General features: G+C 65.6%; 19 protein-coding genes and 1 pseudogene. 9 read left to right on the forward strand and 11 right to left on the reverse strand.

Annotated features, from left to right (window positions below):
• Window positions 1-114 precede the first annotated feature (114 nt).
• Both V5279_RS26285 and V5279_RS26290 read right to left on the reverse strand, forming a co-directional pair.
• The gene (locus V5279_RS26285) at window positions 115-1,488 is read right to left on the reverse strand and encodes a PleD family two-component system response regulator (protein ID WP_338689402.1); all 1,374 of its coding nucleotides are present in this window, start codon (window positions 1,486-1,488) and stop codon (window positions 115-117) included.
• Window positions 1,489-1,503: 15 nt separating this feature from the next.
• Window positions 1,504-1,869 carry a response regulator gene (locus V5279_RS26290; RefSeq protein WP_028336390.1) on the reverse strand — a complete coding sequence of 122 codons (366 nt, stop codon included), beginning with the start codon at window positions 1,867-1,869 and terminating at the stop codon, window positions 1,504-1,506.
• Window positions 1,870-2,098: 229 nt separating this feature from the next.
• Here V5279_RS26290 and V5279_RS26295 point away from each other — a divergent pair, with 229 nt between their 5' ends.
• Together V5279_RS26295 and V5279_RS26300 are read left to right on the forward strand one after the other, a co-directional pair.
• Window positions 2,099-2,398 carry a DUF3572 domain-containing protein gene (locus V5279_RS26295; RefSeq protein WP_338689407.1) on the forward strand — a complete coding sequence of 100 codons (300 nt, stop codon included), beginning with the start codon at window positions 2,099-2,101 and terminating at the stop codon, window positions 2,396-2,398.
• The gene (locus V5279_RS26300) at window positions 2,377-3,693 is read left to right on the forward strand and encodes a DNA polymerase IV (RefSeq protein WP_338689409.1); all 1,317 of its coding nucleotides are present in this window, start codon (window positions 2,377-2,379) and stop codon (window positions 3,691-3,693) included. Before V5279_RS26295 ends, V5279_RS26300 begins: the two co-directional genes overlap by 22 nt.
• A 109-nt stretch (window positions 3,694-3,802) precedes the next feature.
• On the opposite strand, the gene V5279_RS26305 is transcribed toward V5279_RS26300, so the two are convergent.
• Both V5279_RS26305 and V5279_RS26310 read right to left on the reverse strand, forming a co-directional pair.
• Complete coding sequence (locus tag V5279_RS26305; protein WP_338689411.1) at window positions 3,803-4,201, reverse strand: RidA family protein; 399 nt, start codon at window positions 4,199-4,201, stop codon at window positions 3,803-3,805.
• Window positions 4,202-4,492: 291 nt separating this feature from the next.
• The gene (locus V5279_RS26310) at window positions 4,493-5,359 is read right to left on the reverse strand and encodes a cell envelope integrity EipB family protein (RefSeq protein WP_338689413.1); all 867 of its coding nucleotides are present in this window, start codon (window positions 5,357-5,359) and stop codon (window positions 4,493-4,495) included.
• Window positions 5,360-5,613: 254 nt separating this feature from the next.
• Between V5279_RS26310 and V5279_RS26315 the strand changes: the two genes are divergently transcribed.
• From V5279_RS26315 to V5279_RS26330, 4 genes are all read left to right on the forward strand, one after another.
• Complete coding sequence (locus V5279_RS26315) at window positions 5,614-6,081, forward strand: RidA family protein (RefSeq protein WP_338689415.1); 468 nt, start codon at window positions 5,614-5,616, stop codon at window positions 6,079-6,081.
• 3 nt (window positions 6,082-6,084) lie between these two features.
• Complete coding sequence (locus V5279_RS26320; RefSeq protein WP_338689417.1) at window positions 6,085-6,837, forward strand: glycerophosphodiester phosphodiesterase; 753 nt, start codon at window positions 6,085-6,087, stop codon at window positions 6,835-6,837.
• A 182-nt stretch (window positions 6,838-7,019) separates the two neighbouring features.
• The gene (locus V5279_RS26325) at window positions 7,020-8,270 is read left to right on the forward strand and encodes a GNAT family N-acetyltransferase (protein WP_338689419.1); all 1,251 of its coding nucleotides are present in this window, start codon (window positions 7,020-7,022) and stop codon (window positions 8,268-8,270) included.
• Between the two features lie 67 nt (window positions 8,271-8,337).
• A complete protein-coding gene (locus tag V5279_RS26330) occupies window positions 8,338-8,763 on the forward strand; it encodes an HIT domain-containing protein (RefSeq protein WP_166296945.1) in 426 nt (141 codons plus the stop codon).
• Window positions 8,764-8,865: 102 nt separating this feature from the next.
• Here V5279_RS26330 and tsaA read toward each other — a convergent pair whose 3' ends face one another.
• From tsaA to V5279_RS26355, 5 genes are all read right to left on the reverse strand, one after another.
• Window positions 8,866-9,357: a tRNA (N6-threonylcarbamoyladenosine(37)-N6)-methyltransferase TrmO gene (tsaA, locus tag V5279_RS26335; RefSeq protein ID WP_029083299.1), complete on the reverse strand. Its 492-nt coding sequence runs from the start codon at window positions 9,355-9,357 to the stop codon at window positions 8,866-8,868.
• A gap of 3 nt (window positions 9,358-9,360) precedes the next feature.
• On the reverse strand, window positions 9,361-10,341 hold the full coding sequence (locus V5279_RS26340) for a tripartite tricarboxylate transporter substrate binding protein (RefSeq protein ID WP_338689424.1): 981 nt from the start codon (window positions 10,339-10,341) through the stop codon (window positions 9,361-9,363).
• 60 nt (window positions 10,342-10,401) lie between these two features.
• The gene (locus tag V5279_RS26345; protein WP_338689426.1) at window positions 10,402-10,746 is read right to left on the reverse strand and encodes an AzlD domain-containing protein; all 345 of its coding nucleotides are present in this window, start codon (window positions 10,744-10,746) and stop codon (window positions 10,402-10,404) included.
• The gene (locus tag V5279_RS26350) at window positions 10,743-11,495 is read right to left on the reverse strand and encodes an AzlC family ABC transporter permease (RefSeq protein ID WP_166296949.1); all 753 of its coding nucleotides are present in this window, start codon (window positions 11,493-11,495) and stop codon (window positions 10,743-10,745) included. The genes V5279_RS26345 and V5279_RS26350 overlap by 4 nt, the downstream gene beginning before the upstream one ends.
• 256 nt (window positions 11,496-11,751) lie before the next feature.
• Window positions 11,752-12,837 (reverse strand): lytic transglycosylase domain-containing protein, encoded by a 1,086-nt coding sequence (locus V5279_RS26355; RefSeq protein ID WP_338689429.1) that lies wholly within the window; start codon window positions 12,835-12,837, stop codon window positions 11,752-11,754.
• A 91-nt stretch (window positions 12,838-12,928) separates the two neighbouring features.
• Here V5279_RS26355 and V5279_RS26360 point away from each other — a divergent pair, with 91 nt between their 5' ends.
• Window positions 12,929-13,858, forward strand: coding sequence for a glycine/sarcosine/betaine reductase selenoprotein B family protein (locus V5279_RS26360; protein ID WP_338689431.1), 930 nt, complete (start codon window positions 12,929-12,931; stop codon window positions 13,856-13,858).
• Window positions 13,859-14,030: 172 nt separating this feature from the next.
• Here the strand turns inward: V5279_RS26360 and V5279_RS26365 are convergent.
• Together V5279_RS26365 and V5279_RS26370 are read right to left on the reverse strand one after the other, a co-directional pair.
• Window positions 14,031-14,735: pseudogene (locus V5279_RS26365) on the reverse strand (phenylacetaldoxime dehydratase family protein); the annotation flags it as partial.
• Window positions 14,736-14,767: 32 nt separating this feature from the next.
• Window positions 14,768-15,778: a carbon-nitrogen hydrolase family protein gene (locus V5279_RS26370; protein WP_166306941.1), complete on the reverse strand. Its 1,011-nt coding sequence runs from the start codon at window positions 15,776-15,778 to the stop codon at window positions 14,768-14,770.
• A 207-nt stretch (window positions 15,779-15,985) separates the two neighbouring features.
• Between V5279_RS26370 and V5279_RS26375 the strand changes: the two genes are divergently transcribed.
• Both V5279_RS26375 and V5279_RS26380 read left to right on the forward strand, forming a co-directional pair.
• Complete coding sequence (locus V5279_RS26375) at window positions 15,986-16,942, forward strand: helix-turn-helix domain-containing protein (RefSeq protein WP_338689436.1); 957 nt, start codon at window positions 15,986-15,988, stop codon at window positions 16,940-16,942.
• Between the two features lie 151 nt (window positions 16,943-17,093).
• Complete coding sequence (locus V5279_RS26380) at window positions 17,094-17,447, forward strand: PilZ domain-containing protein (protein WP_166296959.1); 354 nt, start codon at window positions 17,094-17,096, stop codon at window positions 17,445-17,447.
• The last annotated feature ends 86 nt before the right edge of the window (window positions 17,448-17,533 follow it).

Below are 17,533 nucleotides of genomic sequence, written 5' to 3' on the forward strand. Positions count from 1 at the left end.
TGCGGTGACCCAGTATTCCAGAGGCAGTGCCGTTTGAAACGAGAGGCCGCGGCGTACTGGATACCCCGCATTCGCGGGGTATGACGACGGATATGATGGTGTGAAACGCGGACGTTACGCCGCTGCCGAAACCACGCGGTTGCGGCCGTCGTGCTTGGCGCGATAGAGCGCGGTGTCGGCGCGCTTGAGCACGTCGGTGACCTGCTCGCCCTTGCGCTCCAGCGTGGTGAGCCCGATCGAGATCGTGACGGTGATCCGCTTGCCGCCCTTTTCGACGGAAAAGGGCTCGCCTGCGATCGAGCGGCGCAGCCGCTCGGCGACCATGCCGGCGACATGCAGGTCGGTCTCGGGCATCACAATCACGAACTCCTCGCCGCCATAGCGGCAGGCGAGATCGATGCCGCGGATCGACTTGCGGATCCGGACGGCGAATTCGCGCAGCACGTCGTCGCCGGCATCGTGGCCGTACGTGTCGTTGATCGCCTTGAAGTAGTCGATGTCGAGGATCATCAGCGCCAGCGGCTTGCCGCGGACCGAGGCCTGCTCCGCGAGTGTCGCGAGGTGGCTCTCCATGTAGCGGCGGTTATTGAGGCCGGTCAGCGCATCGGTGATCGCCATCTCGATCGAGTTCTGCACATTGTCGCGCAAATGATCGGTGTAGCGGCGGCGGCGGATCTGGGTGCGCGCGCGCGCCAGCAGCTCGTTCTTGTCGACCGGACGCAGCAGATAGTCGTTGACGCCGATCTCGAGGCCGCGCATCAGCCGCGCGTTGTTGTCGGCATCCGAAATCGCGAGGATCGGCACCTGGCGGGTGCGCTCCAGCGAGCGGGCCTGGCTGCACAGCCGCAGGCCGTCGTAATTGTCGAGGCTGAGCGACACGATCAGCAGGTCGTAATTGCCCTCGGCAGCATGGAACAGCGCTTCCGCCGGATTGGTCTCGACATCGACGGTGTGCTCGGCAGACAGGATCGGCGCCAGCTTCTCATAAGACGACGGCCGGTCGTCGACCAGGAGGATGCGGCCGCCGGTGCCCCGATCGGCGATCGCGCTGCGCTCGGGCGCCTGCATGCCGATCTCGAGCGAGGTGATGGCGCGCATGCGCAGCTCATCGGTCATCATCTTCAGCCGCGTCAGCGAACGCACGCGCGCGATCAGCACGACGTCGGACACCGGCTTGGTCAGGAAATCGTCGGCGCCGGCCTCGAGGCCGCGCACGCGGTCGGCAGGGCTGTCGAGCGCGGTGACGATGACGACGGGAATGAAATGGGTCGCAGGGTTCGACTTCAACCGGCGGCAGACCTCGAAGCCGTCCATATCAGGCATCATGACGTCAAGCAGGATGATGTCGCATTCGGCGCGGGTGCAGATTTCCAGCGCCTCCGTCCCGTTGGAAGCCGTCAGCACATCGAAATATTCGGCTGACAGGCGGGCTTCCAACAGCCTGACGTTCGCCGGAACGTCATCGACGACGAGGATACGCGCGGACATGGCACCACAACTCCCCTATCCGATAAAGCGTCGGACAGTCTCAATAAATTTGCCGACCGAGATCGGCTTGGACAAATAGGCTTCGCAGCCGCCCTCGCGGATGCGTTCTTCGTCGCCCTTCATTGCGAAGGCGGTGACCGCGACCACCGGAATCGCGCGCAGATCGGGATCGTCCTTGATCCAGCGCGTGACCTCGAGGCCGGAAACCTGCGGCAGCTGAATATCCATCAGGATCAGGTCGGGGCGCAGCTTGCGGACGAGATCGAGCGCTTCGAAGCCATTGCTGGTGCCCGAAGTCTGATAGCCGTGCGCTTCCAACAGATCGCGAAAGAGCTTCATGTTGAGCTCGTTGTCCTCCACGATCAGGACGGTTTTGGCCATCCCGTCCCTCCCAAACCCAGGACACAGGCCCGGCTGCGGCACCTCACGCACCGCGCTTGGGGCGCGTCGAAAAAGTGAATTCAAACTAGCGCCAGAATCGCTCTAACCCGTTAATCCCGTAGTCCAAACGTCCGCGGTGGGTTTCCGTTGCTTGAACACGTGCGGAAGACTCGGGCATGATGGGCCTCTCAATAGACACCATAAGTTAACGGAAAGGCAAACCGGCACGTTGAAAAAGCCTGTTCACAACCCCCGGGAAGTTGCTGAAATCGTTGCGATTCAGGCGCTCGGTTTTATTGCCGGCGATCCTGAGCGGCTGGGCCTGTTTCTGGCCGAGACTGGAATCGGTCCAGAGACGCTGCGGAACGCCGCATCTGACCCTCAATTTCTCGCGAGCGTGCTCGATTTCGTGATGCGCGACGACGCCACCGTGACGGCGTTCGCGAAGGCCTCCGAGCTGCACCCGACCAACATCGCTGCCGCCCGTCAGGTGCTGGGCGACCCGCAATGGGAGTGCGACGTGCCGTGACGACGGCCGCGGCAGCTCACGACGGCCCCCTCAGTTTCTGCCGGGACTGCCTCGGCGATCTCGATATCAAAGTGAAGCGCTGCAGCCATTGCGGATCGCCGCGGCTGGTGCGGCATCGCACCCTGCCCGCGCTGACGCTTGCGCATATCGACTGCGACGCGTTCTATGCCACCGTCGAGAAGCGCGATAATCCAGATATCGCCGACCGCCCCGTCATCATCGGCGGCGGCAAGCGCGGCGTGGTGTCGGCCGCCTGCTACATCGCCCGCACCTACGGTGTCCGCTCGGCGATGCCGATGTTCAAGGCGCTGGAACTGTGCCCCGATGCCACCGTGATCCCACCCGACATGGCGAAATATGTCCGGGTCGGGCGCGAGGTGCGCCACGCGATGCAGGCGCTGACGCCGCTGGTCGAGCCGCTGTCGATCGACGAGGCCTTCCTCGATCTCGCCGGCACGCAGCGCGTCCACGGCATGATCCCGGCCAAGGTGCTCGCGAAATTCGCCCGCGATGTCGAGCGCGACATCGGCATCACCGTCTCGGTCGGGCTGTCCTGCAACAAGTTCCTCGCCAAGATCGCCTCCGACCTCGACAAGCCCAGGGGCTTCGCCACGCTTGACCAGGACGAGGCGCGCGAGATGCTCGCAAGCAAACCGGTCGGCTTCATCTACGGCGTTGGCCCTGCCACGCAGGAGAAGCTGGTGCAGCGCGGCTTCCGCGTCATCGCCGACCTGCAGCGCGCCGACGAGAACGAGCTGATGAAGCAGTTTGCCAGCGAAGGCCGCAGGCTGTGGCGGCTGGCGCGCGGCATCGACGACCGCAGCGTGGTGCCCGACCGCGGCGCCAAGACCATTTCGAGCGAGACCACCTTCGAGACCGACATCCGCGACTTCGCAACGCTCGAACGGCTGCTCTGGAAACTGTCCGAAAAGGTCTCGGCGCGGCTGAAGACCTCTGAGCTTTCCGGCTGCACCATCACGCTGAAGCTGAAGACCGCGGACTTCCGTCAACGCACCCGCTCGCAATCGATCCAGACCCCGACCCAGCTTGCCGCGAAGATCTTCGCGGTCTCGCGCGAGATGCTGGCGAAGGAGATCGACGGCACCGCCTTCCGCCTGATGGGCACCGGCGTTAGCGCGCTGCGCCCAGGCTCGCAGGCCAACGATTCCGACATGCTCGACCGCCGATCGGCGCACGCCGAACGCGCCATCGACAATCTGCGCAAGAAGTTCGGCAACGCCGCCGTGATCAGGGGCATTGCTTATGAGGGGCCGGCAAAGCCGGCGGAGGAGTAGGAGGTTGTCATTCCGGGATGGTCCGAAGGACCAGACCCGGAATCTCGAGATTCCGGGTTCGATGCTTCGCATCGCCCCGGAATGACGTCGCCCGGCAGAGACACGGCCCTCAATCCGCGACCGCGACAGCCTCGATCTCGATCAGCCATTCCGGCGCCGCCAGCGCGCTGACGCCGACCAGCGTAGAGGCCGGCGGCTCCATGCCCTCGAAGAACGCCGAGCGCGCCTTGCCGATGATCGGGCGGAGCTCCGGCTTGTAGCCGACCACGTAGGTCGTGATCTTAACGATGTTGCCGTAGCTCGCTCCCGCAGCCTTCAGCGCCATGCCGAGATTTTGCATCACCTGCGTTGTCTGCGCGGCGAGATCGCCGGCGCCGACCACCCGTCCCTCCTCGTCGACCGACACCTGTCCCGAAATGTAGATCGTGCGTGCACCCGAGGCGACGACGACGTGGGAGTAAGCCGGATTGTGATGAAGGCCGCTGGGGCGAAGGTGGAGCTTGCTCATGATGTGCCTCCCTGACACGCGTGTTTTGGGAAGCGTACTCGCGTCGGACGGTTCCGGCCAGAGCGGTCTCGCGGGGACCGCAGGCTTGCTCCGTTGTCGTCCCGGCGAAAGCCGGGACCCATAACCACCGAAGGTGATTGCTGCGCGACGTTGGGGCCACAGCCCCCTTCAACAACGCAACCCTGTGGTTATGGGTCCCGGGTCGCGCGGAGCCTGTCATCGGGCGGCGCTTCGCGCCGGCCCGTTGGCTTGCCCGGGACGGCGGCTGTTTTATATCGCGTGCTTAGCCCCTCACTTGCAGGGCTTGGAATCCCTGACGTCGAACTTGTCCAGCGCGCCCGAGATCACGAAATCGTTGTAGTCCAGCACCAGCGCGCGGGAGACGCCGTTCTCGTAGAGCTCGAACGACATCGCGTAGACCGGGGTCTGCTCGCCGTCCTTGGCCCGTGCGTCGCTGTCATAATAGCTCACCGTCACCGGCCAGCGCGTCATCGTTTTCATCGCACCGCTCGCCGTCGACGGATCGGGCGACGACGGCGCCCGGTCGCCTGCGATCGGCCGGCCGATCACGGTCAGCGTGTTGTAGACCTTCTCGCCATTGTCGGAGCCGTCATAGACAGTCTGCTCGAGCACCGATTTGCCGTCGCGGGCGGCGACGATGATGTGCTGGATCTGCTCGGTCGGGAACACGACCTTGCCGTCGATATTGAACGTCTTCTTCACCGGCTGGGTCAGCTTCACGGTGATATGATCGCCTACGCGCTCGGCGATACCGTCCACCGGCGCCGGTTCGCTGTCGTTCATTCGGGTGTCGATCTTGAAGCGGTAGCTCCTGCCCGCCGCGTCCTCCCAGGACGAGGAGCGGAGATCAGAGAGCGTCACCTTACCCTCGCCACTGTCGAGCTCCGAGACCTGGCGGAACTCGGAGGTGTAGCCTTCGCAGGAGCTGCCGGAGAAATTGTAGAGGATGCGCCCGCGCGCATCGTTGACCGAATTGGAGCCGCGCGACTTCACCAGGCTCAGATCGTACAGCGCCTGATGCGCGAGAAACGGCCCGCTGGCCGCAGCGGCGGCCGGCCCCTGAACCAGACCGGACCCTGCGGCAACGGCAATCGACAGCACCAGGGCACGCGACGGCTTCCGAAACGGCAGGATCATGATTTCTCCTCAGGGAGGCAGGGATTCGCCACAATAGTGACGGTGGTATTGCGCCGCAACTGGGGCAAATTTTACAAAATGGCAATGTGCGCAGTGAAAATGCCGTCAATTTCGACCGCTTCCGTGCGATTCCACTCGCAACAGCAACGTCATTGCTGCCGTACCCTAGCTTGCAACGGGCGGCACGATGCGCGAAACAAACCGGGCCCTGACCGCGTTTCAGGCTTCGTTCAAATCCAATCTGGGGATCAAAAATGGCGGGTACCGTCGAACAGAAACTGGCGTCACAGGGCATCACACTTCCCGAGCCGACCTCCCCGGTCGCGAATTATGTCCCCTTCGTCCGCAGCGGAAACCTGCTGTTCGTGTCCGGCCAGGTCTGCTTCAACGCCGAAGGCAAGCTGATCGCCAAGGGCAAGCTCGGCGCAGGCGTCACGATCGAGCAAGGCACCGAGGCGGCGCGCGGCTGTGCGATCAATTTGCTGGCGCAGATCAAGGCCGCGCTCGGCGACCTCGACAAGGTCGCGCGCGTGGTGCGGCTGGGCGGCTTCATCAACTCCGCGCCGGACTTCTTCGACGGACCGAAGGTGCTGAACGGCGCCTCCGACCTGATGGTTGCGGCGTTCGGCGACAAGGGCCGTCACGCCCGCACCACCGTCGGCGTCGCCTCGCTGCCGGCGGATGCCGCGGTCGAAGTCGAAGGCGTGTTCGAAGTCTCCTGAGCGATGCGCGCCCCTGATTGGCTGACAAAGCGGCCGGTCGCCCATCGCGGCCTGCACGATGCCGCACGCGGCATCATCGAGAACATGCCGGCCGCGGCCACCGCCGCGGTCGCGGGCAATTTTGCCATCGAGTGCGATATCCAGCTCACCGCCGACGGCGAGGCGATGGTGCATCATGACGAAGCGCTCGGCCGCCTCACCGAGGGCTCGGGCCTGCTGTCGAGCAAGACCGCAGCCGAGCTGAAGGCGGTGAAGTTCAAGAATACCTCCGAGCAGATGATGACGCTCAGCGATCTCTGCGCGCTGGTCGCCGGCCGCGTTCCGCTGGTGGTCGAGGTGAAGAGCCATTTCGACGGCGACCGCAAGCTGGTAGCTCGGATGGCCGAGGTGCTGTCGTCCTACTCCGGCCCCGTGGTCGGCATGTCGTTCGATCCCGACCAGGTGCTGGCGCTGCGCGAGATCATGCCGGGCCTGCCGCGCGGCATCACCGCCCAGCGCACCTATGACGACAGTTCCTGGACCAAGCTGACGCAGGCGCAGCGCGACAGCATGGTCTATCTGCGCCACGGCTTTAAAACCGAGCCGCATTTCGTCGCCTTCTGGGTCAACCAGCTACCGGCGCCGGCGCCCTGGATCGCCCGCAAGGTGTTCGGCTGCCCGCTGCTGGCCTGGACCGTGCGGACGCCGGAACAGCGCGAGCGCGCGGCGCGCTACGCCGACCAGATCATTTTCGAGGGGTTTACACCGGGAACCTGACATGTCCCCTTGCAGCCTTGAAGTCGTCGCTGCGATGCACGATCTTGGCAAGGGCTGGTAAGGCGTTGGTTGGTCAAGCGTTGGTCGTCATCGGCGATGGCGGAATGCGGAGCATGATCCGGAAGTGGAGCCAGCTGTTCCGGAAAGATCATGCTCGAACGAGGCACCGGTCTTCATTCTCGATGGCGTCTTCTGAAATCACCCTAGAGGCTGTAGCTGACATCGGCGGCATTCCGGCCGCCGAATGGGACGCCTGCGCCAATCCCAAGGCGGACGCGGACAGCATCCATCACCTCGACACGCTGGCCTCGCCCGGCTCCGCAGGCAATTGCCAGGCGACCGCAAGTTCGAGCTATAACCCGTTCGTTTCCCACGCTTTTTTCGCGGCCGCCGAAGCCTCCAATTCGGCCTGCCCGCGGACCGGCTGGGGCCCCCGGCATCTGGTGGCAAAGCTCGATGGCCGGATCGTCGGCATCGTGCCCTGCTATCTGAAATCGCACTCGCAGGGCGAATACGTGTTCGACCGCGGCTGGGCCGAGGCCTATCACCGCGCCGGCGGCAGCTATTACCCGAAGCTGCAGGTCTCCGTTCCCTTCACGCCCGCGACCGGACCACGGCTGTTGATCCGCGACGGCGCTGACCGCGAGGCGATCGGCTCGGCGCTGGCACGGGGCCTGCGGGCGCTCTGCAACGCCACCGAGGCCTCGTCGGTGCATGTGACGTTTGCCCGTGAGGATGAGGCAAAATTCCTCGGCGCGCATGGCTTCCTGCAGCGGACCGACCAGCAGTTCCACTGGCACAATGAGGGCTACAAGACCTTCGACGATTTCCTCGGCTCGCTGAACTCGCGCCACCGCAAGGGGATCAAGCGCGAACGCCGCGAGGCTGTAACCGCCGGGATCACCATCCACTGGCTGACCGGTTCCGACATCACCGAGGACGCCTGGGACGCGTTCTTCGAATTCTACATGGAGACCGGCTCGCGCAAATGGGGCCGGCCGTATCTCACCCGACAGTTTTTCTCGCTGATCGGCGAGAGCATGAGCCGGGACGTGCTGCTTGTGATGGCCAAGCGCAACGGCCGCTGGATCGCGGGCGCCATCAACTTCATCGGCTCGGATACGCTGTTCGGCCGCAACTGGGGTGCGGTCGAGCACCACCCGTTCCTGCATTTCGAGGTCTGCTATTACCAGGCGATCGATTTCGCGATTCAGCGCGGGCTCAAGGTGGTCGAGGCCGGCGCGCAGGGCGAGCACAAGCTGGCGCGCGGCTACCTGCCGCAGACGACTTATTCGGCACACTTCATCGCCGACCCCGGCCTGCGCAAAGCGATTGCCGATTACCTCAAGCGCGAGCGCGACTATGTCGCCGAAGTCGGACGCGAACTGGCCGAGGCCGGTCCGTTCCGGAAGACCGTCGACGACGACGCTTGACGTTTGGATCGCGACCGAGACACTAGACTTGCAGATTTAGACCTGCAAAATCCAGGGAGCCGCCGCAATGCCCGCCGCCTACGACAACAACAATCCCTTCGCAAAAATCCTGCGCGGCGAATTCCCCTGTTACAAGGTCTATGAAAACGAGCACGTGCTTGCCTTCCTCGACATCATGCCGCGCTCGCCCGGGCACACGCTTGTCATCCCGAAGGCCCCTGCCCGCAACATCCTCGACATCAAGGCTGACGACTACGCCCATGTCGCGCGCGCCGCCCACAAGATCGCCGCCGCCGCGATGAAAGCGTTCGAGGCCGACGGCATCACGGTGCAGCAGTTCAACGAGCCCGCCGGCGGCCAGGTGGTTTTCCATCTCCACATGCATGTGATGCCGCGCAAGGACGGCGTCGCGCTGCTGCCGCCTGCCAGTCACAAGGAAGACGGCAAGGTGCTGGAGACGAATGCGGCGAAGTTGATCGCGGCGTTGAAGTGACGCCCTCGGCGTCATCCCGGGGCGGCGCGTAGCGACGAACCCGGGATCTCGAGATTCCGGGTTCGATGCTTCGCATCGCCCCGGAATGACAACGGAGAAATCCTACTCCGTCTCGAAATCCCCCGGCTGCGGCGGGGCCAGCGGGGTGAACTCGCAGCGGTCGGGCTTGACGTCGATCAGCGGCGTCTCGTCGAGGCAGTCGAGGCCGCGCACCAGGATGACGTTGCCCTCCACGCCGACCAGCTTGACGATCGAGGTGCCGATCGGGTTCGGCCGTACCGGCGAGCGCAGCGAGAACGTGCCGCGGGTGTTGCCGTTGTTCTTCGGGCTTTGCAGCACGATGTCGCGGCGCGACTGGTGCAGCCAGTACAGCACTTCGAGGTTCGAATAGAAATCGACGCCCTTGATCGCGGCGACCCAGGGCTCGAAGATCTCGAGCCGGCACACCGGGCCGTCATGCCGCCCCTGCCGCGGCGTCGCCAGCCGCGAGGTCCAGGGCGTGCGGATACGGCCGATGAAGACCAGGCCGGCATCGCGCGCCGCCGGCATGTCGACGGCGACCTCGCCCTGGCGCAATTCCATTTCACGTACCATGTGTCAGTCCAGCGATATGTTCAGTGCCTTGACCACGCCCGCCCATCGCGCGCGATCTGCACCTACGTATTTGTCGATCTCGGCCAGGCTCTTCGGGCGCAGTGGCGGAAAACCGATCTTGACCAGCGAAGCGCGAAACGCCTCGTCGTTCAAGGCCCGGTCGAGGCTGGCCTTGATCCTGTTCGCGACGTCGTCAGGCACTTTCGACGGCGCTGCGATACCATACCAGACGCTGACCGCATAATCGGGATAGCCGCTCTCGGCAATCGTCGGCAGATCGGGCAAGTCGGAGATCCGCTCGGTCGAGCTGACGCCGAGCGCGCGCAGCATGCCGGATTTGACCGGCGGCAGCGCGGTGCCGAGCGTGTCGAACATCAGCTGAATATTGCCGGACAGCAGATCGGTCAGCGCCGGCCCGGCGCCCTTGTAGGGCACGTGGGTCATCTCGACGCCGGCCATCTGCTTGAACATCTCGCCGGCGAGATGAACCGTGCCGCCGGTGCCGGCCGATCCGAAATTGAGTTTTCCGGGATTCTTCTTGGCGTAGGCGACGAATTCGGCGATCGTCGTTGCCGGCACCGAGGGATGAACCTCCATGATCATCGGCGCATCCGTGATCACCGAGAGAAGGCGGAAGTCTTTCGCGGGATCGTAGGGCAGCTTCTTGTAGAGCAGCGGATTGAGCACGAAGATCGAGGCGGCCGTCACGAACAGCGTGTAGCCGTCGGGATCGGAGCGCGCGACGGCCTCGGCGCCGATCGCGCCCTGCGCGCCGGCCTTGTTCTCGACCACGACCACCTGCTTGAGATCGCGCCCGAGATATTCGCCGACCATGCGGCCGAGCACGTCGGTCGGTCCGCCCGCGGCATAGGGCACCACGAGCTTGATCGGACGCGCCGGATAATCGGCGGCACGGACCGGCAGCGCCGCCGCCAGCAGCGCGGCCAGAGTAACGATGAATGCCGATGATGCGCGTCGCTGCATGCCGTTTCCCCCATTGTTGTTCTTGGGGAACGAGACTAGCGGATAGTGCGCTCGCCGCAATCAGCCGAGCCAGTATTTGCCTGTCAGCATCACGATTTCGCCCGCGATCACGCCGGCGAAGATCGATTTCCGTGTGAGCATGAACACCACGAAGCCTGCGGCGACGGCGCCGTAGCGCAGCCAGTCCGGCACGCTGGCGAGCGCGCCCGGCGGCTGCACCACAATCTGCGCGATGATCCCGGCGAGGATCGCGGTGGCCACTGCCCTCACCCAGACCAGCAGCTCGGAATTCTCGTCGATGCCGCCGCCGAACCACAAGCCGAGCATGCGCCAGATCTGGTTGGGGATGACGCCGGCAACGAACAGGATCGCCAGCGCGTGCCAGTCGCCGATGAAGCTGCTCATGCGCGAGCCCTCACGCTGCCTGCCCTCGCCCGGTGCACGCCATACGCAATAGTTCCCGCGATGACGCCGCTGACCAGGATGTCGACGCCGCTGTTCAGCATCGCCGCCAGAGGGAACAACAACAGCCCGAGCACCAGCGCGATGACATCGGCGAGCTCGCGGCAGTTGCGCGCAGTCGAGAACAGGAACGCCAGCGGCGTCAGCATCAGCATGCCGGCAGCCAGCAGCGGCGTGAGGTTGGCCGCGAGCGTGTAGCCGATCGTGTTGGCGATCAGGCAGACGGTGACCAGCCCGCAGCCGAGCCCGTGGATGAAGGCGATCCGCCTGATACGCGGCACCTGCGGCAGGAAGCGGAAGCATTCGACCCACAGCGTCACCGCCGTCAGATGCGCCACCAGGATCAGGTGCCGCCGCTTGGTGTCCTCGGTGCGCATCATCGGCAGCACCGACACCACCATCGGGAACAGCCTGATCGCACTGACGGTGACCGCGATCGCCGATTGCAGCACTGTGGCACCGGAGCCGAGCGTCGTGATCACGATGATCTGCGCGGGCCCCGCCCAGACGAACGCCGTGCTCGCCAGGGTCCAACCCAGCGAGAAGCCGGAATCATGCGCCAGCGCGCCGATGCCGAGATAGGTCGCAAACAGCACCAGCGTCAGCACCGTCGCGCCGATCGACCGCGCGCCCCACAGGAAGGCGCGGAACGAGGTCTGCCATTGCGGAGAATCGAGCGGAGGAAGCGCCACGGGATACCGGATGGTTCTGCAATGGCGGCGGCTTAGGGCGGCGGGGACGCAGGGTCAAGCAAGTGGCGGCACAGCGCTGCTATGCAGCAGCCCGGATAACCTCTGTCCGTCATTCCGGGGCGATGCGCCAGCATCGAACCCGGAATCTCGAGATTCCGGGTTCACGCTTCGCGTGCCCCGGAATGACGATGATGCGAAGCGCAATTCGAGATGTCCGGATTTCGCTTCGCTTCGTCCGGGCTACGGGATTTAGACATCACGCCCTGTTCTTCAGCACGAAGCACGCGCCGCCCGCCTTGCGGATGCGGCTGCAGAGGCCGTCGGCCTCGGGGCGCGTGTCGGCGCCGATCCGCACCTGGTAGAAGGTCGCGCTGCCGCGGGTGCGCAGCCGCGAGCTCAAGAGGCTCGGATCCTGATCGCCGATCACGCTCGACAGCCGCTTGATGGCGCGGGCATACATCGCGAGTGCCTTGTCGCGGCTGAAGCCGGCGGCGAGCTGCACGCCCCACAGCTTGGCTGCCGACAGCGTGACGTGCTGCTCGAGCCCGGTCACGAACGGATTGGGCGCGCGCTTCAACAGCGCCATCAGCTGGCGGCAGCTCGCGGTCGGCGCACGCGCCGACATCTTGCCGCTGCGGCCGGCGGCAGCCCAGTCGTCGACGCTGGAGCCGGTGATCGCGGAGACGTAATTGCGCGTCTCCTGCGGCATGTAGCCGGAGCCGGCGAGCCAGTCCTGCACGCGACGCGGGCCGGCATTGTAGGCGGCCGCCGCGAGGCCGAGATTGCCGAACTGGTTGCGCAGCTCGCTGAGGAATTCGGCCGACTTCGGCAGCGCCTGCACCGGATCGAGCGGATCGAGCAGCCCGCGCTCGTTGGCAGTGCCCGGCATGAACTGCGCGATGCCCTGCGCGCGCTGGCCGTTGCGGGTCATGGGCCCGACCGCATCGGCCTGGAAGCGGCTCTCCTGCCAGATCACGCGGGCGAAGAATTCGAGCGGCAAATCATTCGCGCGTGCCGCCGACTCGATCATCAGGCACATCGCCTCGCGGGTGTCGCTCTCGCGCGCGTCATCTGCGGGCTTGTCGCTCGCCGCCGCAGGCGTGTCCCCGGGAGGCGCCGCAGGTTTGTCGGCCTGCGTCCCCGGAGGCGTCGCAGGCTGCTCCGCTGGCGCAGCCGCGGGAGTCTCGGCAGGCGTGGCGGGCTTGTCCGCCGGCGGCGATGCGGGCTGTTCGGGGCCTGGCGGCGTCGCCGGGGCTGCGGCAGGCGCGTCCTCCGCGCCGGCGCCGACCGGCGGCAGCAGCGTCAGAAGCATGACCAATGCGGCGCAAAGACCCGTTCGCATCGCAAATCTGTTCCCGCGCAACGCGGCTTGACACCGCAGGCTCGTGGTCTAGCTATGGACTGAAATGATGGCGCGCAAAAGGGAGCGCAAAATGGCCGCAGCCTCCGACGATCAAGCAGGCTTTGCCCCCGACGACGACGCCCCGATCGGCTACATGAAGCGAACCCGCGATTATTATGCGGCGATCGGCTACACCACCCCCTACCGCTGGGCGCATTACACCTCCGCCCCGTTCCAGCCCCTGAACAAACCGCTGAGCCAGTCCCGCGTCGCCATCATCACGACAGCGGCACCGTTCGATCCCATCAGGGGCGACCAAGGTCCCGGCGCGAAATACAATGGCGGGGCCAAATTCTATTCGGTCTATGACGGCGACACGTCGCAGCCACAGGATTTGAGGATTTCACACATCGCCTATGACCGCACGCACACCACGGCGACCGACAGCGGCACCTGGTTCCCGCTGGCGCAGCTCAAGCACCTCGCTGCGGCCGGCAAGATCGGCGAAGTCGCCCCGCGCTTCTTCGGCGCCCCGACCAACCGCAGCCATCGCGTCACCATCGAGACCGACGCGCCCGAAATCCTCAAGCGCTGCCGTGACGACAAGGTCGACGCCGCGGTGCTGGTGCCGAACTGCCCGGTCTGCCACCAGACCGTCAGTCTGGTCGCGCGGCACCTCGAGGCGAATGGCATTCCCACCGTTGTGATGGGCTGCGCCAAGGATATCGTCGAGCACGCCGCGGTGCCGCGCTTCCTGTTCTCGGATTTCCCGCTCGGCAACTCCGCCGGCAAGCCGCATGACGAGGCCTCGCAGGCGTTCACGCTGGAGCTCGCGCTGCGCGTGCTGGAGCAGGCCCCCGGTCCGCAGACCACCGTGCAATCGCCGCTGCGCTGGAGCGAGGACGCGTCCTGGAAGCGCGACTACAGCAACGCCGACGCGCTGAGCGCCGAGGAGCTGGCGCGGCTGCGCCGCGAGTTCGACGCGCAGAAGGAGATCGCGAAAGGCCTGCGCGTCGCGTAGCGTAAGGCCGAGCGTGGAAGACTTTTCCAAACCGACAGTGTCATCGCCCGGCTCGACCGGGCGATCCAGTATTCCAGAGGCACCAGTCGGTGATGGAGAAGCCGCGGCCTACTGGGTCCCCCGGTCAAGCCGGGGGACGACAGGCGAGAGGCCTCTCTTACTGCGCCTTCACCAGCACCGGCTCGACATCGTCGAGATACATCTTGCGCTCCGACGCCTCGGTGTCGCTCCAGTCCTGCCCGGAGCGGATCAGGCAGAGATTGTCATGCGCAACCACGCGGATCCGCGCGCCTTCGCGGATCACGCGAGGCTCCCCGCCCGGCGTCATCGCGTCGGTCTGGGACAGCGGGATGCGGTCGCGCATGCCGCCCCAATAGGCGTGCTCCTGCACCTCGCCGCTCATGCCATCGGCAAGAACGGCGACGCCCTCCGGGCGGCCGAGCGACGAGAACAGCGTCTCGTAGCGCGCAACATGCGGCCGCAGCACCTCGATGAAGCGGCCGACGCCGCCACCCGCCGCGGCGCTGCCGGTCCAGGCCTCGCGCGCGCCGTCGAACCAGGCATCGAAACGCCCGGCATCGTCCCAATAGGCCACCGAGACGACATTGGTGAAGCCGGCCTGGTCGACATATTGCGCGCGATCCCAATGGGTCGGGCCGTTCTCCCCGGCAAAGCGCTTTGCGATTTGCGCCAGCGCCTCGGCCGCTGCTGCGGTCGGCTCGCCGCGAACCTGCACGCCGAAATAGGCCATGATGACGCTTTTGACCGCGGGCTTGTGGCGCGCGACGAACGACGGATAGGGCGGCGCGTAGTCGTCGGGCACGCGACGATGACGCGACCGTTCTGCTTGCAGATGAGTGGGAATCGCGGATTCCATGGCAGTCGCCTCCGGTTGGATTTCCCGATGCTTCAGCTCGCGGCCGCGTCGATCTCCTCGAGACTGTCGAGCGGCAGCGCGAAATGCTCGACCCGCTTCGAGGGCTTCTTGTTCAGCAAGAGACGCGTGACGTCGGGCCGCGAATAATGCCCGGCCGGATCGGCGGCGTTCTTGGCGATCCCGATCGCGCCGAGATCGATATCGGCGAGCAGCAGGCCTTCCTGATCGGGCGGCAGTTTCTCGGCGATCGAGCTGCCGTCCGGCCCGTAGATCGCCGCGTGTCCACCGCCGACATGCAGCAGCCCGTGCTTGTCCTCGCGGTCGCACATCTCGTCGATCATCGCCTGCGAGACCGTGGCGCAGGGCGCCAGCACGAAGCACGAGCCTTCGACCGCATAGACGCGCGAGGCCGCGTTGTTGACCTCCCAGCCGAGCGCCGGCGCAAACGGATCGTACAGCGAGAAGCTCGGCCAGGCCGCGACATGCACCTGCTCGTTCTGGGCATACATCGCGTATTTCGACAGCGGCTGCAGGTGCTCCCAGCAGCACAGCGCGCCGAGCCGGCCGATGCCGGGGCGGTCATGCACCGCAAGGTCGCTGCCGTCGCCCTCGCCATAGACAGTGCGCTCGGCATGGGTCGGCCGCAGCTTGCGCCGCTTGGCGATGGTCTCGCCGTCGGGTCCGATCAGCCATTGTGCGAGATAGAGGCTGCCGCCGTCGCGCTCGGACAGGCCGAGCACTGCTGTCATGCCGGCCTTCTTCACCGCGAGCCGCAGCTTCTCGGCCTGCGGGCTGTCGTAGCTCAGCGAATTGTCGAAATAGCGCTGCACAAAGCCGCGCCCGATCGCCCAGGCCGGCGAATCCAGCCAGATATACCAGGGATAGCCGGGGATGAAGGCCTCCGGGAATGCGATCAGTTTGGCGCCTTTGGCGGCGGCCTCCTCGATCAGCGCGATGCTCTTCGCAACGGAGGCGTCGAGGTCGAGCCAGGCCGGTGCTGCCTGCACCACCGCAACGCGATATTTCGGATGTTCGATACCCATGATGTCCTCCTCGCGGCCGGCCACTCCGGCCGGTTCGTACTTGATCGGCCCTATCAGCCTCTGACATCATGCTGCCCCGGGACCGGAAACGCCGTTCGACCAGGACGGAAGGAAAATTCGACTGCGGAGGCGATTCCCCAGCCGTGCCCGGTACGAAGCTTGCTTTGTTGGAGTGGCCAGCGTTTGCACTCGTGAAGGGAGGAAATCATGCCGGCCCTGTTCACCACGGACAACGCGCCCACGCATCGGCGCCTCGCGCTCTGGCGGGACATCGTCTGCGACGTGTTCGTGCAGCTCGACTGCAAGTCCGAGCTCGGCAGCGCCTTCCACGGCGCCATCACCAGCGCGCAACTCGGCGCGGCGAAATGCTCCGTCGTCTCGTCAGGCCAGCAGCGCGTGCTGCGCACGCCGTCGCGTATCGCGCGCGCCAGCGAGGACTTTGTCCTCGTCGCGCTCGGCCAGCGCGGCTGTGGCGCCGTGCTGCAGGACGGCCGCGAGACCGTGATCCAGCCGGGCGAGTTCGCGTTCTACGACACGACGCGGCCCTACGAATTGCGCTTCGACGACGACTTCACGCAAACCATCTTCCAGGTGCCGCGCGAGATGCTGCACCGGCGCTTCGCCGGCACGCAGGGTCTCACGGCGACCACGTTCTCATCGGATCGTCCGGTGCAGCGGCTGGCCTGGCAGTTCATCACGGGCCTCTCCGACGTCGCCGACAGGCTCGATCCGGACAGCGCGATCCGCCTCGCCGATCAGGCCGCCGACCTGCTCGCGATGGCGATGAGCGAACGGCTCGGCGGCGCGGCACTGCCCGCCTCGACCCACCGCTCCGCGCTGCTTTACCGACTGAAGGCGCATGTGCTCGCGCACCTGCAAAACCCCGATCTCGGCCTCACCGAGACGGCCGCCGCACTCGGCATCTCGCCGCGCTATGTCAACAGCCTGCTGGCCGACGAGGACACCTCGTTCCAGCGTTTCGTGCTGGCGCAGCGGCTGGAGCGCTGCAAGCGCGACCTCGCCTCGCCGGCGCACGCCCATCGCCACATCGGCGAGATCGCGTTCGCCTGGGGCTTTAACGATCTCTCGCATTTCGGCCGCGTGTTCCGCGACCATTACGGCCTGTCGCCGCGCGTTTGGCGGCACAGCCGGCTGCCGAATTAGCGTCAGATGGCGGTTTGCGGCGCAAAATAGCCGAGAATCCGCACCCTCACGGATGCTAACAATTTACGCTAACTGCAACCGGTTCCCGCCGCGCCCTTCTTTTCGCAGGTCCGGACCGGTACAGTCCTGCCGTTCATTTGGAGTATTTCCCATGCAGGACCGGCGCCAGAGCCCACGCGACAAGGTATTTTACGGTGCGGTTGCGGAGATCAATGAGCGCGGCTCGACGATGGATTGCGTCGTCCGCAACATCAGCGAAAGTGGAGCCTGCGTCGAATTCGGCGACGCCGCACGCCTGCCCGAGGAGATGAACTTAAGCATCGCGCGCAAGGGCCGCTCGTTCCTGGCGCGCCTGATCTGGCGCCAGGCCAACAAGGTCGGCCTCGCGTTCCGGATCATGACCTCGGACACGCCGGTCAGCGATCTCGACGAGCGGGTCCGCCGCAGCGAGATCAAGAAGCGGCAGCTGCAGCGTCGCATCAAGGAGTTGCTCGGTCAGGACTAAGGCGTCCTCGCGCGGCTCGCCGGCCTCGTTTCGATCGCGGCCGGCGTCTGCCATTTCGGGGGTTGCAAAGGTCAGGCTAATCCAGC

The organism is Bradyrhizobium sp. 26S5 (genome assembly GCF_036923295.1).
Lineage (GTDB): Bacteria > Pseudomonadota > Alphaproteobacteria > Rhizobiales > Xanthobacteraceae > Bradyrhizobium > Bradyrhizobium septentrionale.

Excerpts from the sequence above, each read along its gene's own strand:
- V5279_RS26285 (WP_338689402.1), bottom strand. The coding sequence starts at position 1,488 with ATGTCCGCGCGTATCCTCGTCGTCGATGACGTTCCGGCGAACGTCAGG.
- V5279_RS26290 (WP_028336390.1), bottom strand. The coding sequence starts at position 1,869 with ATGGCCAAAACCGTCCTGATCGTGGAGGACAACGAGCTCAACATGAAG.
- V5279_RS26300 (WP_338689409.1), top strand. The coding sequence starts at position 2,377 with ATGGGAGTGCGACGTGCCGTGACGACGGCCGCGGCAGCTCACGACGGC.
- V5279_RS26305 (WP_338689411.1), bottom strand. The coding sequence starts at position 4,201 with ATGAGCAAGCTCCACCTTCGCCCCAGCGGCCTTCATCACAATCCGGCT.
- V5279_RS26310 (WP_338689413.1), bottom strand. The coding sequence starts at position 5,359 with ATGATCCTGCCGTTTCGGAAGCCGTCGCGTGCCCTGGTGCTGTCGATT.
- V5279_RS26315 (WP_338689415.1), top strand. The coding sequence starts at position 5,614 with ATGGCGGGTACCGTCGAACAGAAACTGGCGTCACAGGGCATCACACTT.
- V5279_RS26320 (WP_338689417.1), top strand. The coding sequence starts at position 6,085 with ATGCGCGCCCCTGATTGGCTGACAAAGCGGCCGGTCGCCCATCGCGGC.
- V5279_RS26325 (WP_338689419.1), top strand. The coding sequence starts at position 7,020 with ATGGCGTCTTCTGAAATCACCCTAGAGGCTGTAGCTGACATCGGCGGC.
- V5279_RS26330 (WP_166296945.1), top strand. The coding sequence starts at position 8,338 with ATGCCCGCCGCCTACGACAACAACAATCCCTTCGCAAAAATCCTGCGC.
- tsaA (WP_029083299.1), bottom strand. The coding sequence starts at position 9,357 with ATGGTACGTGAAATGGAATTGCGCCAGGGCGAGGTCGCCGTCGACATG.
- V5279_RS26340 (WP_338689424.1), bottom strand. The coding sequence starts at position 10,341 with ATGCAGCGACGCGCATCATCGGCATTCATCGTTACTCTGGCCGCGCTG.
- V5279_RS26345 (WP_338689426.1), bottom strand. The coding sequence starts at position 10,746 with ATGAGCAGCTTCATCGGCGACTGGCACGCGCTGGCGATCCTGTTCGTT.
- V5279_RS26355 (WP_338689429.1), bottom strand. The coding sequence starts at position 12,837 with ATGCGAACGGGTCTTTGCGCCGCATTGGTCATGCTTCTGACGCTGCTG.
- V5279_RS26360 (WP_338689431.1), top strand. The coding sequence starts at position 12,929 with ATGGCCGCAGCCTCCGACGATCAAGCAGGCTTTGCCCCCGACGACGAC.
- V5279_RS26370 (WP_166306941.1), bottom strand. The coding sequence starts at position 15,778 with ATGGGTATCGAACATCCGAAATATCGCGTTGCGGTGGTGCAGGCAGCA.
- V5279_RS26375 (WP_338689436.1), top strand. The coding sequence starts at position 15,986 with ATGCCGGCCCTGTTCACCACGGACAACGCGCCCACGCATCGGCGCCTC.
- V5279_RS26380 (WP_166296959.1), top strand. The coding sequence starts at position 17,094 with ATGCAGGACCGGCGCCAGAGCCCACGCGACAAGGTATTTTACGGTGCG.